The organism is Nocardia sp. CA-084685 (assembly GCF_050955785.1).
Taxonomy (GTDB): domain Bacteria; phylum Actinomycetota; class Actinomycetes; order Mycobacteriales; family Mycobacteriaceae; genus Nocardia.
In genome coordinates this window covers 5,017,457-5,032,204 of sequence record NZ_CP192094.1, presented here as the reverse complement: position 1 = coordinate 5,032,204, position 14,748 = coordinate 5,017,457, and the positions used below count along the sequence as shown (strand labels likewise).

Below are 14,748 nucleotides of genomic sequence, written 5' to 3'. Positions count from 1 at the left end.
CGAGAAAGGCGGAGGACCCATGAATCGGGAGGAAACCATTCGGGTCGCCAGATCGTTTCTCTTCGTACCCGGTGATCGTCCGGAGCGTTTCGACAAGGCGATCCGGTCCGGGACCGACGTCGTCGTGCTCGATCTGGAGGACGCTGTCGCGGACGAGGACAAGGGCAGCGCCCGAAGGGAGGTAGTCGACTGGCTGTCCCGCGGTGGACCGGCATGTGTGCGAGTGGCCTCCCCAGCGGGTCAACACTTTTGGGACGACGTGGCGGCACTGAAGGGCCTGCCCGGGCTGATCGCCGTGATGGTCCCCAAAGCCGAAAGCCCCGATGAACTGTCGGCCGTCGCCGAGCGGGTCGGGGTACCCGTGATCGCGTTGGTCGAGTCGGCGCTGGGGATTGTCCGTGCACCGTCTCTAGCCACCGCCCCTGGGATTTCGCGAATTGCGTTCGGGCACTTGGACTATGCGCTCGACCTGGGCTGCGACACCGGCCGGACGGCCATGCTCCATGCCCGGTCCGCGCTCGTGCTCGCATCGCGGGCCGCGCGGCTTCCGGGACCGATCGACGGTGTGACCACCGCTCTGGACGATGCCACGGCCCTGGACGAGGATCTCAGGTGTGCGAAGGAGCTCGGCATGACGGGAAAGCTGCTGGTGCATCCACGTCAGGTGGTGGGCACCCACGCGGCGTTTCGGCCCGACGCGGCGGCAGTCCGCTGGGCTCGGCGGGTGGTCGAGTCCGAGGCCGGAGGCAAGGCGGTCCGAATCGAGGGGCAGATGGTCGACGCGCCTGTCGTCGCGCGGGCGCGGGCGATCTTGCGAGATGTGCGTTGAAGAGGCGACCGCGAAAGGAAAACCGCTGTGGACTTCAATGAGACGACCGCGTTGGATGCCGTCGTTGCAAGCTTCGAGGGTACGTCCGACCCGAGACTGAAAGAGATATTGCAGGTGACGACGCGTCACCTCCATGCCCTGGTTCGTGAGTTGCGGCCGACGCAGACCGAGTGGCAGCAGGCCATCGACTTTCTCACGGCTGTCGGTCACACCTGCGATGACACCAGGCAGGAATTCGTTCTCCTCTCCGATGTGTTCGGCGTATCGATGTTGGTCGAGACGATCAATGGTGACGAGCACGGCACCGAGGGCACCGTTCTCGGTCCTTTTCACATGACCGAGTCCCCACGTCGCGAGCTCGGCGACTCGATCGACTTGATGGGCGGTTCGACGCCCTGCTTGGTTACCGGGGCGGTAGTGGACGACGCCGGCTGGCCATTGGCGGGCGCCACCATCGACATCTGGCAATGCAGCGTGGACGGCTTCTACGACGTGCAAGAGCCCGAGAAGCAGCCGCCGGGCAACGGGCGCGGTCTGTTCACGACCGATGAGCAGGGGCGCTTCTGGTTCCGAACGGTAGTGCCCAGTCACTATCCGATTCCCACGGACGGCCCGGTGGGTGATCTGCTCGGTGCGTCCGGACGCCATCCATTCCGTCCAGCGCACATTCACGTAATCGCCGAAGCGGCGGGGTACCGGCCGGTGACGACACACCTGTTCGTCGCGGACAGCGCGTATATCGACAGTGATGCGGTGTTCGCGGTGAAGAAGAGCCTCATTGTCGATTTCACCGAAATCGACGATACCGCGGGGTTCGAGCACTACGGCATGACCGGACCTTTCCGCCATGCGCACTTCGATATTCGACTTGGCCGAGAGGGCGGACCGCAATGACAGGCACCTTCACCTATGACGCGCTGCCCATGCGGGTGGTATTCGGGTCCGGGAGCATCGAGCAGCTCGCGGCCGAAACGGACCGATTGGGGTTGCGGCGCGTGCTCGTCCTGTCGACCCCGCAGCAGCGCGACCTCGCCGACAGAGCGGTCGGGCTGCTCGGTAAATCCGCTGTGGGAGTGTTCGATTCGGCACGGATGCACGTCCCGGTCGAGACTGTCGAGGCAGCCGAGTCGGTGGCGTCCGAACACGAGATCGACGGGTGCGTCGCGGTCGGGGGCGGATCAACGATCGGTTTAGCCAAGGCGCTCGCGCTCGGCAGCGATCTCGGCATCGTGGCGGTGCCGACCACATACGCGGGCTCGGAGATGACCCCCGTTTGGGGAATCACGAAGGGCGACAAGAAGACAACCGGCCGCGATCGCAGGGTCCTGCCGAACAGCGTCGTCTACGACCCCGATCTGACGATCACGCTGCCCGTTCCGGTGTCGTGTACAAGCGGAATCAACGCGATGGCGCACGCCGTGGAGGCGCTCTACGCGCCAGACGGGTCACCGGTGATCGCGGCCATGGCCGAACAGGGAATCCGCGACCTCGCCGATGCACTCCCGGCGCTATCGGCTGCCCCGAACGACGCGCAGGCACGGGCGAAGGCATTGCAGGGCGCCTGGTTGTGCGGTGCCTGTCTCGGGGCGACCACCATGGGCCTGCACCACAAACTGTGCCATGTTCTCGGCGGGTTGCTGGATCTTCCGCACTCGGAAACACATGCGGTCATGCTCCCGTACGTCACCGCCTTCAACCTCCCGGCAGCTCCACGGGCCGCTGACGCCCTCGCCCGCGCCCTACGCGCCGACGGTGCGATCACCGGTCTGCGGGTATTGAGCGCCGATCTCGGTGCGCCGCAAACTCTCCTCGATCTGGGGGTTAGCGAGAATGACCTGACTCGTGTCGCTGACGAGGTCGTCAATCACCCCTACACGAACCCGCGACCGTTCACACGGGAGGAATTGATCGAACTCCTCCACACAGCCTGGAAGGGCCTGCACTGAGTTTCCGGCCCGGCCGAATTCGCGACCGTCAGCCCTGGCCACGGGTGGCCAGGGCTGACGGTCATGTGTGGGTCCCTTACAGGTCGAGTACGAGACGTTCGGTGCGGGCACGGGAAACGCAGATCATCATGCAGTCCCCGACTGCCTGCTCCTCAGGGGACAACACGGCGTCGCGATGTTCCGGTTCGCCGGTCAGCACCGGTGTTTCGCATGTGCCACAGGTGCCGTTTCTGCAGGATGACGGGACCGGGATGCCCGCTCGCTCGATGACATCGAGCAGACTTTCCTCCGCTGGTACGTGCAGTTCCATATCCGATCGCTGCAGCAGCACGTCGAATTCGCGTGCGGGCTCGTCCACGATTCGGGCCTTGAACCGTTCGGTATGCAAGGCGCCGGGGGGCCAGTGCCGACTGGCTTCTTCGATGGCGACGAGCAGCCCCTCCGGGCCGCAACAGTAAATCGCGGTGTCGGTGCGGGGTTCAGCGAGGAGATTGTCGAGATCCAGTTGTGGGCCGCGGTCGTCCGACATGATCGAGACTCGCGGATCGTCGGGAAGACCGTCGATGTAGGCCATCGCCGACCGCGAGCGGCCACAGTAGACGAATCTCCAGTCGGCCCCTGATGTGCGAACCTTGTTCAGCATCGGAATCAGGGGAGTGATGCCGATGCCCCCGGCGATGAACAAATAACACTGGGCGTCGACCAGTCGAAAATTATTGCGCGGAGCCGATATCTGAATGATTTCGCCGGATTCGACGGAATCGTGGATGCAGCGCGACCCGCCTCGACCATCCTGTTCTCGTAATACGGCGATACGGAGTGATTCCCGATCATCCGGGTCGCCGCACAGGGAATACTGGCGCACGAGGCCGTTCGGGAGGTGAATATCGACGTGTGCACCGGGTTCCCACTCCGGTGTGTGGCCGTTTTCGGGCTCGAAAACCAATTCGACTACACCCTCTGCCAGGGCGCGTTTCTCCACCAGCCGAAATGAGAACGATTCCCCAGCTGTCGGCACCGCTTCCGGCGCCGTCATCCAGCTGGGCAATCCCACATTCATCGTAGTCAATTTCCCTCCACCGTACCGGGCGTGAATCGGACGGGGAGCCGACCCATGTGCACATAGTCACCGCCGCTGAACTCGTAATCAGCTTCGGCGATCTCCAGCGACAGGTCGGGCAGCCGCCGAAGGACCTCTTCCAGCAGAACGCGGAGTTCCATGCGCGCCAGCGATGCGCCTGGGCACGTGTGTACGCCGGAGCCGAAGGTCAGGTGACGGTTGCGACCTCGATCCAGACGGAACTCACAGGGATTGGCGAATACCGCGGGATCTCGGTTGGCGGAGGCCCAGCCCAAATAGACGTCACTGCCCTCGCGAATGTCGACGCCGGCGAGCTGCGTATCCGCGGTCGCCCGGCGGAAGAAGCCGAAGAACGGGGGCCGCAGGCGGAGCGACTCCTCGACGGCGATCGGAATCAGTCGCTTGGGATCCGCCGCGATTCGCGCGCGAATATCGTTGTCGCTGAACACATCATGGATCAGACTGCTCATCGCCGAGGTGGTGGTGTGGTGTCCGGCTCCAAGAAACCCGGTGAACAGCGCCACGTAGTCGTCGTCCTCCAGTGACCTGCCCTCGACCTCGATGTTGGAGAGATACGTGAGGTAGTCGTCACGCGGTGTGGTCTTCCTGTCGTGTACCTGGGCAAGGGTGATCTCGGCGAATTCGGCTCGGCGACGGTTGAATTCGGCGGGGTCGCCCTGCGCGCCCAGCATTGCCGCGGCCCGGTTTCGCACTTCCGGGACGAGCTCGTCCTCGATGCCGACGAGCCGGCAGATAGCGTCGGCGGGAATCGTCTCGGCCAACTCCTCGACCAGATCCGCCGTGCCGCGCTCGATGAAGCCATCGATGCGCTTGTTGATGTCTGCCCGGACCAAAGGCTCCAGCACACTGACGATATGGGGTGTCACCGCCTGGTCGAAAAGGACGCGCCATTCCTTGTGTCGCGGTTCATCCATTTCGAGTGCAGCGAACGAGTTGCGCGGCAATATCGGCCGAAGCACCTGGGGTTCGGACGAGAAGAGCTTGTGGTCACTGGTACCCCGTTTGACGACATCATATTCCAGCAGAATATGAAATCCGCCGTGCTCGTCGCTATGTGCGACCGGGCACCGACTGCGAGCTGCATCGAAGAGCTCCAGTGCGCGTTTCGGAGTCGTGGTGTGTGAACTCAGTCCGCCGATCTCCTCGTCGAGCTGAGCTTCCGGAATATCTTGCGAATCAATCATTGATTCCTCCGTAACGCGTGAATCAAGTCACAGGTCGGCCGTTCAATCAAGAATGCGAGGCATCCGCTTTTCTGTAAAGAACAGGAATTTCGGGTAGATGATGCGCGCCGTGCATCGGTTCGCACCCGCCTGTGTGACCGACGGTTTCCGGCGGCACTACGCCGACACCGGCCAAGTGGTCAGCGGCCCACATGTCAGAGCGCCCGCGGACGGCGAGCGTTCGGGTCGCGCGGGAAACGGCGAGACACCAGCGACAAATTTCAGGAAGCGCCGTGCGGCCTGGCCGCTCGGACCATTCCGGCGGACGACCGCTCCATAACGCCGGAAGGCGGTCGGGTCGCTGAGTGCGACGGTACCGATCGCGGCCACGTGTCCCAAGTGGGTGGCGGGCACGATCGCGACGCCCATGCCGGCTGCCACCAAGGCGTGCAGGGTGGAGAGTTCGGTGACCTCGATTTCGATCCGTGGAGTGAACCCTGCCTCCCGGCACAGCCGGTCCATGACCTGCCGCAGGCCGTACCCGGCCTTCAGTGCGATCATCGGCTCGTCCGCCACATCGGCCATCGCGACGTGATCGAGGCCTTCGAACACATGGCCCGCGGGAACCCCCAGACACAGTGCCTCACGTCCGAGCGGTATCCACTCGAGGTCGTCCGCAGCCGGCTCGGGAGCCACGAAGCCGATGTCGATTCGTCCTTGCCGCACGCTGTCGACCACGGAATCACAAGCATCGCCGTGCAATTCGAATGACGTGCTGGACGCCACCCCGCGGTACCGATTGAGCAGGTCGGGGATGAGCCAGCCACCAAAGGAATGCGCGAACCCGAGCGACACCGACCCGCCATCCGGATCGACCAACGCGGCGATCCGCTGTTCCCCACGGTCGATCTCGTTGAGTGCCCGTAACGCGTGGGCTTGGAAGAGTTCGCCGTATTTGTTCAGTCGGAGCCGGTTCTGGTGTCGGTCGAAAAGCTGTACGCCTAGCTTGCGTTCGAGTCGGGCCAACGCTCGGGACAGGGTCGGCTGGCTGATGTTCAGCCGGACCGAGGCCTCCGTGATGTGCTCGGTGTCCGCCAGCGTTGTGAACCACTGGAGTTCGCGCAATTGCATGGTCAACCTACCTCGGGAAGGGACGCCGTCACTGGCGGATACCTACCGGTGGTCCAGCGCTGGAGACCCGATCATCGTGGGACCATCTCTCGACCTGAGCCTCGGGATGGGAACTCCACCTTCCCCCAGGAGCATGTCTGTGACATGCGGGCGAACACCTAAGCGCTACGCAATTGGGGATCTACGTAGCCTGTGACGTGGGACACCGTATCGGGGATGTGCGTCACGGCTTCTTGCCGAAGGCGGTGGCCGCCCACACACCGGCTTCGGTGCGGGAGCCGACGCTGAGCTTGGTCAGAATGTGCTCGACGTGAGCCTCCACCGTGCGCGGGGAGAGCACCAGCTTGCCGGCGATGGCGCGGTTGCTGAGACCCTCCGCCAGCAACGACGCCACCTCCCTTTCTCGGGGCGTCAGCAGCCCGGCCAAGGCCACCCCTTCCGCCTGATCCGCTGCGACGGTGGCGGCCGATCCCAACGCCAGGCGCATCCGTTGCCCGCGGTCGAGTCGGCGCCCGATCTCGTGATGGCGGGTGAACAGGTCCTGCCCGAGACGTTCCTGGGTGGCGGATTTGATCTCTCGATAGCGCGAGCCCAGCAGGCCCGGGACCTCGGTATCGACAATGGACAGCAGTTCCGCGACGACACCCAACAGCTTTGCCGCCTTCTTGGGATCGCCGGTGTCCAGCGCGATTCCGGCCATCAGATTGAGGACGACCGCACTGCCGAAATCGTCGTGGTAGTCCCATCGCAGTGTGAGACTCTGTTCGGCGTACTCCTCGGCGACAGCGAGGTCTTGGCGCGTCCACGCGTCGAATCCCAGCATCCACAGCGAATAGGAGCGGCCCCACGTATCGCCCAGCCGCTCGCTTCGCTCGACAGCTTCGCGGCCGGCTGCCGCGGCTCCCTGATGATCTCCGGACAAGCTCCTGATCAATCCGAGTAGGAACAGGGTCATCAGCAGACCCTCGGCATCCGCGTGCTCGCGGTGCCCGGAGTAGGCCGCTTCGAGAGATGAGCGGCAGCCCTCGAAATCCCCGGCGACCATGGCGGTCAGGCCCGTCCACGTGGCGGCGCGCGCGGCCATGCGCGAATCGCCGAACCTCTGGGCTATCCCGTCGGCTTCGTCGAGAAAGTCTCGGGCAGTGCGCGTTTCGCCGTGCAGTGCCTCGAACCACCCCGCTGCCCACAGCGCGTTGCCACGCTCGACACAGGCGGTCGTGTCATTGGTGAGGGCTTGCTCCAGCCAGCGTCGACCTTCGCGGAGATGGCCGCTCATCCACGAGAAGCGGAGATTCGCGGCGAACTCGAGGGCGTCATGCGAATCCGGGGCCATGTGGAGGAGATCATGGAAAGCCAGCTCGAGGTTGGTGAGATCGGACTCCCACCGCTGGACGATTTCGGGTTGGCCAGGCCCGAAGAAATTCTCGGCGGCTCGGGTCACCCAGGTTCGGTAATACTCCGTGTGGGCGCGGCGGGCGCGTGCGTAATCCTCGCTTTCGCGGGCTTGGCCCCGAGCGAATTCGCGCAGCGTTTCCAGGAACCGGTACCGCATACCGCGCTGTGCCGTCTCGGTCAGGACGATCGACTTGGACACCAAGCCGTCGAGCGCGTCGAGCAGTTTGGTTCCTTCCAGTGGGGGGAGTTCACACACCGCCTCGATCGCGGGAAGATCGGCGCTGCCGCTGAAGACGGCCATTCTCTCCCAGAGCAACTGCTCCGTCGGGGAGCAGAGGTCATAGCTCCACCGCACCAGCGCTTCCAGGGACCGGTGGTGTGCGGCGGCGGTGGAGTCGCCGGAGGTCAGCAGCGCGAACCGGTCGTCGATGTGGGCCAGCAGCTCCTGTACCGACAGCGACCGCAGCCGCACAGCGGCGAGTTCGATGGCGAGCGGCATTCCGTCAAGGTTGGCGCACAGTTTCGCGACCGCCGCCGTGGTGTGCTCGGTGATCTCGAATTGGTCGTTAACTGCCTTGGCGCGGGCTTCCAACATGGCCGCGGCTGGATACTGTCGAAGCTCGTCCACGGTGACGTCGTGATGGCTGGGCGGGATCGCCAGCGGGCGGACGACGATCACACGTTCGCCCCTGATTCCCAATGGCTCTCTGCTGGTTGTCAAAACCCGTAGCTCGGCGGACGCGGCGAGGAGCGCGGACAGCAGTCGCCGGCATCCGGGCAGGACATGCTCGCAATTGTCCAGTATCAACAGCATCGAGCGTTCGGCTACGTGCCGGCAGAGCTGTTCTTCGGCATCCACGGTGGCCAGGGCGCTCAGCCCGAGCTGGGTCACCACGGCCTCGGCGACGGTGTCCGAACTGCGTTGCGCGCCTAGCTCGACGAACCAGGTGCCGTCCCGGAATGCCCGGTCGAGTGTGGCGGACAACGCCGCGGACAACGTGGTCTTGCCCACGCCACCGGGTCCGGTGAGTGTCACGAGGCGGGTAGCGGAAAACAATTCACGTGCGCTCGCCAGCTCGCGCTGGCGCCCGAACAATTCGGCTGGTGGTGGCGCCAGTGCGCGAGCCCGAGATACTTGCTTGCTCATCCCGGCCATTGTGCTCCAGCGCCAAACCGGTCGTCATGGATTTCTCCGGTCGGGCGAACCAGCGGGCCGCGGCATGTCAGTTCCAGGCCACCGGCAGCGCGGTGAGCCCGCGGAACACCCAGCCGAACCATGCCTCGTCACGACGCGAATCCACGTGCAGCCCAGGGAGTTCCGCGTACAGTATCGGTACCGCGATCTCCCCGATGCCGATGCGCGCGGCCCAGTGACCGGCGCACAGGTGCACACCTCCGCCGAAGGCCAGGTGCGGATGCCGCGGGCGGGTGATGTCGAATTCGTCGGCACTCTCGAAAACCGTGGTGTCGCGATTGGCTGCGGCGACGAGAATGCCAACCATCGTGCGCGCAGGCAACCGTACGTCCTCGAGCACGGTCTCGCGTGTCGTCTCCCGTGGGTAGTAGCCGATCGGTGACAACCACCGGACCGTCTCGTCGAACACGGCGGGCCACAAGGCCGGATCGGCCAGCACGTGGTCGCGCTGCTCGGGATGGCGGTCCAGCGCCCACACCGTGCTCGTGATCGCGTGCTGCGGTTCATTCATACCGCCGGAGATGACGAGGTCGACATTGGCGGCGATCTGCGTCATCGGCATACCCGCATTGGCGAACGCGGAGATGATGCTGCGGTCTGGGTGCGCCCGGTAGTAGGGGACGAGCTCCTCGAGCCTGGCGTCGACCTCCGCGCGGGCATCGTCGCAGCGCCGCCAGGTTTCCGGATCGTCGAAGATATTGCCGATTCCCTCGACGAAGGTGTTCGACCAGCGGCGCATCACCTCGACCTCGACGTCCTGGAAGCCGAGCAGGTCGATCAGGTTCTGCGCGGCGACCGGCGCGGCATAGTCGCGATTGAGGTCGGCACGGTCGGGACCCTGCTCGCGCATGAGGGCGAGATGAGTCCGGGCATTGCGTTCGAAGATGGGGGCCCAGTGCGCACGCATGATTCCCGGCCGCAAGGTCGGATTGACGGGTTGCCGTTCGCGCGCATGGTCGGGATCGTCCTTGTTCACCATCGGCTGCGAGCCCACTGCCCTGGCCATCTGCGCGGTGGCTCCGGTGGTGACATTCGCGCTGAAGGTCTCTTGGTTCGCTTCGACGGCGCGGCACGCCTCGTGGGAGGTCACCAGGTACTGGTTCAGCGCGGGGACCCAAGCCACGGGCGATTCGTCGAGCAGACGCCGGTAGGTGGGGTAGGGGTCGGTCAGCATCGCGGCGGGATCGACCCAGTCGGCGGTGGGGACCGCGGAAGTCGACTTCGTTGTCATGAAGAGCTCCTCGAGGAAAGGGCGGATTCTCGATGAGGTGCCACGGAGGCCTGCGCGAAGGCCTCGAGACTGAACGCTGGATCGCTCAGCTGGCGGATAGCCGGTGAGCGGCCGGCCGTGAGCAAGCGGCGCGCCGCGACGTGGTCGGCGGGGCGATTGAGTGATTCGACCGCGGCGAGACGGCCTTGCCGATAGCAGCAGACCGAGAACCGGTCGGTGCTGGGATCGCCGATGACGATGTGTGCGTCCTCGGGCCGGCGCACCCCGGCGATCTGCAACTTCAGCCCACCCTGGTGGCTCCAGAACCAGGGCAGCTCGGTGTAGCCATCGGTGTCGCCGAGTATCGCCGAGGCCACGTGGCGGGCTTGATCTGTGGCGTTCTGGATTGACTCCACCCGCATTCGGACACCGGCGTAGACATTCGGATGGTTGGCGCAGTCCCCGATGGCGTAAATCGCGGAATCGGGGGTGCGCAGGTTCTCGTCGACCACGATCCCGTCAGACACGGGAAGGCCGGCGTCGGCCGCGAGTTCGTCCCAGGGCACGACTCCGATGCCGACCAGGACGATATCGGCGCGGTACCGCTCACCGGTGGTACCGACCGCGCCGATCACGTGATCGTCGGTGCCGATGAATCGCGCGACCGCCTCGCCGAGCCGGATATCGACGCCGGCCTCGCGGTGTGCGGCAGTGAGGTGGTTCGCCATTGCCGGGGACAACGCTCGTCGCATCGGGCGGTCTCCGGATTCGAGGACGGTGACCGCGAGCCCGTGTTCGCGGGCTGCCGCCGCGACCTCTAGGCCGATGAATCCGGCGCCGACGATCAGGATCGACCGGCTCCGGCTCAGTGCGGAGTGCAGTATCTCGGCTTCGGCGAGCGTACGCAGCGCGCGAATACCTGCTAGGTCCGCTCCGGGGACGGTGATCGTGCGATTGGCTGCCCCTGTGGCGAGAATGACTGTGTCGTAAGGTAATTCACCGCCCTCAGAGAGCCGCACGGTCCGCGATAGGCGGTCCAGTTCGGTCGCGGTGACACCGGTGCGCAGATCGATCCGGCGGTCGGTGAAGTATTTCGGCGTCCGCAACGGCATCGCCGTTGGTTCCTCCGAGGCGGAGAGGAATTCCTTCGACAGCGGTGGGCGATGGTAGGGGTGCCCAGGCTCGTCGCCTACAACCGTCAAAGGCCCGGCGTGGCCACGCGCTCGCAGCGCGTCGGCGACCTCGACTCCGGCGTGTCCGGCGCCGATGACGACCACACGCTGAACGGCAGGATCAGACCTGGGATCCCGGGACATCGACCTCCACCTCCTCGAGATCGGTGCCGATCAGCAGTTGGCACCCCAGACGGCTGCGCTGACCGTCACGCGGGCTGGCGGTGCACCGGAGCATCTCCTCCTCGTCCTCGCCGATGGGCGGCAGTCTGTCCACGTAGGGCTCGCGCACGAGGACATGGCAGGTCGCGCACATCGCCTGCCCGCCACACTCACCGACTATGCCGGTGACGCCGTTGTGTACGGCCGCGTGCATCACGCTGACGCCGGCTTGGGTCTCGACGATGTCGGTATCGCCTCCGACGTGGTGAAAGATGATCTTGTGCAATGGAACTCTCCTGGTCGGCCGACAAGCTCGGTTTGCGTGAATGCGAGTGCTCGCTACGAGGCCGCGCCGATCTCGTCGTAGCGCCGGGTCTTCACGCGCTCCATCACGGTGCGCAGCGATTCGGGCTCACGGCCGGTGATCAGCTTCACGTGGTGCGACAGCAACGCCTGGTATCCCTCGGCCACCGCGACTTCGGCGGAAACCAGTTCATCGCTGGCCCACATATGCCCGTCGGGGCTGGGCGGCATGCTCGGGTCATAGGTGCGGGGAATGCCGACGGAGTCGAAGAACGCCAGACGCTCGTCGGACGTCACTCGCTCGTACTTGATGGGAACACCGAAGACCTCCGAGCCGAGTCGCGCGATATTCTCGAAATTGAACAGCTCCGGGCCGGTGATTTCATACACGGCTCCCGCATGCCGGCCGGGTTCCACTAGGCATGCGGCAGCGCAGTCGGCCACATCGCTTTTCGCCACCGGCGCCAGGTATCCATCTCCGGTGGCCTGGGCCATCACTCCGGCTTGCGCGGCGGGCGCGACCAGTATTTGGCTGACGATTTCGGAGTAGAGGGAACTGCGCAGAATGGTGTGCGCAATGCCGGAGTCGCGGAGGTCGATCTCGGTTTGACAGTGGTCCTTCGCCGACAGCGCCGGATTGGTGGGGTGCACGCCGCCCACCGAGGTGTACACAATGTGGCGGATGCCCGCCCGCTGTGCTGCGTTGATGGCATTGAGATGTTCGGGAACTCGCCGTCCGAGGTTGAGCCCACTGATCAAGAACAGGACGTCTCCGCCGCGGTAAGCGGCGTCCAGTAAATCAGGTTCCTGGTAGTCGCCGCGTCGGACGTGGATCCCTTCCGTCTCGCGCTGTGCGAGCTTGTCCGGGGTGCGGGTCACGAGCGTCAACTCGTGGCGTGGGTTCGCGTTCGAGAGCAGAGCGGTGACCCGCCGCCCCAGGTCGCCCGAGGCTCCGCTGATAACAATCCGACTCATTGAGTTTCTCCTGTCGATTTTTGGTCCGGGCTCACGTAGTGAACGATCCGAGGCGGTGCGATGTAGTGGGCTGCAATCGCTTTCGCGATCACGTCCGATTGAGGTGTGGCGGGAATGTCTCGGTGGGTCCTCGAGTCGCTCCCAGCCGACATGAAGCACGTAGGTATCGAGGTGATCGACATTGCGGATCAGTTCGGCGAAAACGCATCCCGGCGACTGCAGCAGCAGGTGCCGGACTCTGGCGAAAACCGTTGTGAGCCGTGGCCCGTCGCCGGACCGGACACGGAGTTCGGTGTGCTCGTAGATCATGAGGTCACATCCAGGTCCGCTCGTTTGGGTGTTGCCGACCCACGATGCCGTGATCGAGATCACGCAGTGGGCGGAAGTCAGAATGCGGATTCGCCATGGGGCGTGTAAAGGTCAAGAAGTTCAGGTCGACGATGCGCTGACCGCATAAGAAGCGTGCTCGGTGCGTGAATTCCTTTATCCCGCCGCGCTTACGCACTCGGCCTCGGCTGTCGTCATGAAATTGGCAGATCATGCATGCGATGCATGGTCTGACTGAAATTCCTGGCCTTTACGTGTCATTGATGCGATACGCATGCTTGCTACGACGGAATTCGCCGCGCCACGCAAATTCACCCCATCGCCTCTGATGACAAATCCAGGAGGACCACATGTCCCTCATTGCCGAGCGACACACCGACCTCGACCGCACGCGGTTCTTCATCGACGGGGAGTGGGCCGAGCCTCGGAGCAGCCGCACCTACCGCGTGGTCGAGGCGGCGACCGGGGAGGGGCTCGGTATCGCCGCGCTGGGTGGTGAGGACGATATCGACGCCGCGGTCCGGTCTGCTCGCACCGCTCTCGATCACGGGCCCTGGGGTCGCGCGTCGGCGGCCGAGCGTGCGGCGGCGATGCGGCGGTTCGCCGCTGCGCTGGAGCGTCGCGCCGATCACACCTCCACCTTGGTGACGCGTGAGAACGGTATGCCCATTCAGTTCTCGCAGCAGGTGAACGGTGGCCTGCCGGCCGTGCTGCTGCGGATCTATGCGGAGGTGGTCGAGACGCTTCCACTGGAGGAGGTGCGGCCGAGTCCGAAGGGGTCGACGATCCTGCGGCGGGAGCCGGTTGGTGTGGTGGGGGCGATTACGCCGTGGAATTTTCCGCAGGCGTTGGCGATGTTCAAGGTGGCGCCCGCGCTTGCCGCGGGGTGCACGGTGGTGTTGAAGCCATCGCCGGAGACGGCGTTGGATGCGTATGTACTGGCGGAAGCGGGGCTCGAGGCCGGGCTGCCGGCGGGGGTGCTGAATATCGTTGCCGGTGACCGTGATTCGGGAGCGGCGCTCGTCTCCCATCCCCTGGTCGACAAGATCGCGTTCACGGGCTCCACCGCGGCCGGAAGAATCATCGGTGCCGAGTGCGGGCGGTTGCTCCGGCGCCACACCCTGGAACTGGGCGGGAAGTCCGCGGCGATCTTCCTCGACGATGGGGACATCGACACCTTGCTCGCGGGTCTCGGTGGCGCTTCGTTCCTCAACAACAGCCAGACGTGCACGACGCAGTCGCGGATTCTCGTGGCACGTTCGAGGTACGACGAGGTCATCGACGCGGTGGCCGGTTACGCGTCCGCCATGAATATCGGAAATCCGCTCGATCCGGCTGTGACTTTGGGGCCGATGGCGACCAGCGCACAGTTGGACCGGGTTATGGGCTACATCGACATCGCGAAGAAATCGGATGCCCGGCTGGTCACGGGCGGTGGCCGTCCGACCGGTCTCGATCGGGGCTGGTTCGTCGAGCCGACCGTATTCGCCGATGTGGACAACAACGATTTACTCGCTCGTGAAGAGGTTTTCGGTCCGGTGATCGCCCTGCTGCCGTTCGACACCGATGAGGAGGCGGTACGGATCGCCAACGACAGCGACTATGGGCTCGCGGGTTCGGTGTGGAGCGCGGACGAGGATCGTGCGCTCGAAATCGCCGGGCGGGTGCGCACCGGCACGATCGGCCTCAACTATTACGAGCTCGACCTGGGCGCGCCGTTCGGCGGCATGAAGTCCTCGGGCGTCGGCCGTGAGCTCGGGCCGGAGGGAATCGACGCGTACCTCGAATACAAGGCTGTATACGCATCGAAGAAATACCTGTCGGCCTGATCAGTGTGA

12 protein-coding genes and 1 pseudogene are annotated in these 14,748 nt (G+C 64.8%); 4 read left to right on the top strand and 9 right to left on the bottom strand.

What is annotated here, in order from left to right; translation table 11 throughout:
- Positions 1-19 precede the first annotated feature (19 nt).
- Genes ACQP2U_RS22540 through ACQP2U_RS22530 form a run of 3 tightly spaced genes read left to right on the top strand, consistent with a single transcriptional unit; the run spans position 20 to position 2,775 of the window.
- The gene (locus ACQP2U_RS22540; RefSeq protein ID WP_433709298.1) at positions 20-829 is read left to right on the top strand and encodes an HpcH/HpaI aldolase/citrate lyase family protein; all 810 of its coding nucleotides are present in this window, start codon (positions 20-22) and stop codon (positions 827-829) included.
- A gap of 27 nt (positions 830-856) precedes the next feature.
- Positions 857-1,723 (top strand): dioxygenase, encoded by an 867-nt coding sequence (locus ACQP2U_RS22535; protein ID WP_433709297.1) that lies wholly within the window; start codon positions 857-859, stop codon positions 1,721-1,723.
- Positions 1,720-2,775, top strand: coding sequence for a maleylacetate reductase (locus ACQP2U_RS22530; protein ID WP_433709296.1), 1,056 nt, complete (start codon positions 1,720-1,722; stop codon positions 2,773-2,775). Before ACQP2U_RS22535 ends, ACQP2U_RS22530 begins: the two co-directional genes overlap by 4 nt.
- Before the next feature lie 76 nt (positions 2,776-2,851).
- Here ACQP2U_RS22530 and ACQP2U_RS22525 read toward each other — a convergent pair whose 3' ends face one another.
- The 9 genes and pseudogenes from ACQP2U_RS22525 to ACQP2U_RS22485 all read right to left on the bottom strand — a co-directional run.
- The gene (locus ACQP2U_RS22525) at positions 2,852-3,835 is read right to left on the bottom strand and encodes a PDR/VanB family oxidoreductase (RefSeq protein WP_433716556.1); all 984 of its coding nucleotides are present in this window, start codon (positions 3,833-3,835) and stop codon (positions 2,852-2,854) included.
- Between the two features lie 5 nt (positions 3,836-3,840).
- Positions 3,841-5,061 carry a cytochrome P450 gene (locus ACQP2U_RS22520; RefSeq protein WP_433709295.1) on the bottom strand — a complete coding sequence of 407 codons (1,221 nt, stop codon included), beginning with the start codon at positions 5,059-5,061 and terminating at the stop codon, positions 3,841-3,843.
- A gap of 156 nt (positions 5,062-5,217) precedes the next feature.
- Complete coding sequence (locus ACQP2U_RS22515) at positions 5,218-6,171, bottom strand: LysR family transcriptional regulator (RefSeq protein ID WP_433709294.1); 954 nt, start codon at positions 6,169-6,171, stop codon at positions 5,218-5,220.
- A gap of 223 nt (positions 6,172-6,394) precedes the next feature.
- Complete coding sequence (locus ACQP2U_RS22510; protein WP_433709293.1) at positions 6,395-8,713, bottom strand: ATP-binding protein; 2,319 nt, start codon at positions 8,711-8,713, stop codon at positions 6,395-6,397.
- A 76-nt stretch (positions 8,714-8,789) separates the two neighbouring features.
- Positions 8,790-9,992, bottom strand: coding sequence for a cytochrome P450 (locus tag ACQP2U_RS22505; protein WP_433709292.1), 1,203 nt, complete (start codon positions 9,990-9,992; stop codon positions 8,790-8,792).
- Positions 9,989-11,287, bottom strand: coding sequence for an NAD(P)/FAD-dependent oxidoreductase (locus tag ACQP2U_RS22500; protein WP_433709291.1), 1,299 nt, complete (start codon positions 11,285-11,287; stop codon positions 9,989-9,991). Before ACQP2U_RS22500 ends, ACQP2U_RS22505 begins: the two co-directional genes overlap by 4 nt.
- Entirely contained in the window at positions 11,265-11,591 is a 327-nt protein-coding gene (locus tag ACQP2U_RS22495; RefSeq protein ID WP_433709290.1) for a 2Fe-2S iron-sulfur cluster-binding protein, read from the bottom strand. Before ACQP2U_RS22495 ends, ACQP2U_RS22500 begins: the two co-directional genes overlap by 23 nt.
- Before the next feature lie 53 nt (positions 11,592-11,644).
- A complete protein-coding gene (locus ACQP2U_RS22490; RefSeq protein WP_433716555.1) occupies positions 11,645-12,583 on the bottom strand; it encodes an SDR family oxidoreductase in 939 nt (312 codons plus the stop codon).
- Between the two features lie 117 nt (positions 12,584-12,700).
- Positions 12,701-12,892, bottom strand: a pseudogene (locus tag ACQP2U_RS22485) (antibiotic biosynthesis monooxygenase family protein); the annotation flags it as partial.
- Between the two features lie 368 nt (positions 12,893-13,260).
- On the opposite strand from ACQP2U_RS22485, the gene ACQP2U_RS22480 reads away from it, so the two are divergent.
- Positions 13,261-14,739, top strand: coding sequence for an aldehyde dehydrogenase (locus tag ACQP2U_RS22480; RefSeq protein ID WP_433709289.1), 1,479 nt, complete (start codon positions 13,261-13,263; stop codon positions 14,737-14,739).
- Positions 14,740-14,748: the final 9 nt, after the last annotated feature.

Coding starts and splice junctions, on each gene's coding strand:
- ACQP2U_RS22500 (WP_433709291.1), bottom strand. CDS start 11,287: ATGTCCCGGGATCCCAGGTCTGATCCTGCCGTTCAGCGTGTGGTCGTC.
- ACQP2U_RS22525 (WP_433716556.1), bottom strand. CDS start 3,835: ATGAATGTGGGATTGCCCAGCTGGATGACGGCGCCGGAAGCGGTGCCG.
- ACQP2U_RS22505 (WP_433709292.1), bottom strand. CDS start 9,992: ATGACAACGAAGTCGACTTCCGCGGTCCCCACCGCCGACTGGGTCGAT.
- ACQP2U_RS22540 (WP_433709298.1), top strand. CDS start 20: ATGAATCGGGAGGAAACCATTCGGGTCGCCAGATCGTTTCTCTTCGTA.
- ACQP2U_RS22515 (WP_433709294.1), bottom strand. CDS start 6,171: ATGCAATTGCGCGAACTCCAGTGGTTCACAACGCTGGCGGACACCGAG.
- ACQP2U_RS22490 (WP_433716555.1), bottom strand. CDS start 12,583: ATGAGTCGGATTGTTATCAGCGGAGCCTCGGGCGACCTGGGGCGGCGG.
- ACQP2U_RS22530 (WP_433709296.1), top strand. CDS start 1,720: ATGACAGGCACCTTCACCTATGACGCGCTGCCCATGCGGGTGGTATTC.
- ACQP2U_RS22510 (WP_433709293.1), bottom strand. CDS start 8,713: ATGAGCAAGCAAGTATCTCGGGCTCGCGCACTGGCGCCACCACCAGCC.
- ACQP2U_RS22480 (WP_433709289.1), top strand. CDS start 13,261: ATGTCCCTCATTGCCGAGCGACACACCGACCTCGACCGCACGCGGTTC.
- ACQP2U_RS22520 (WP_433709295.1), bottom strand. CDS start 5,061: ATGATTGATTCGCAAGATATTCCGGAAGCTCAGCTCGACGAGGAGATC.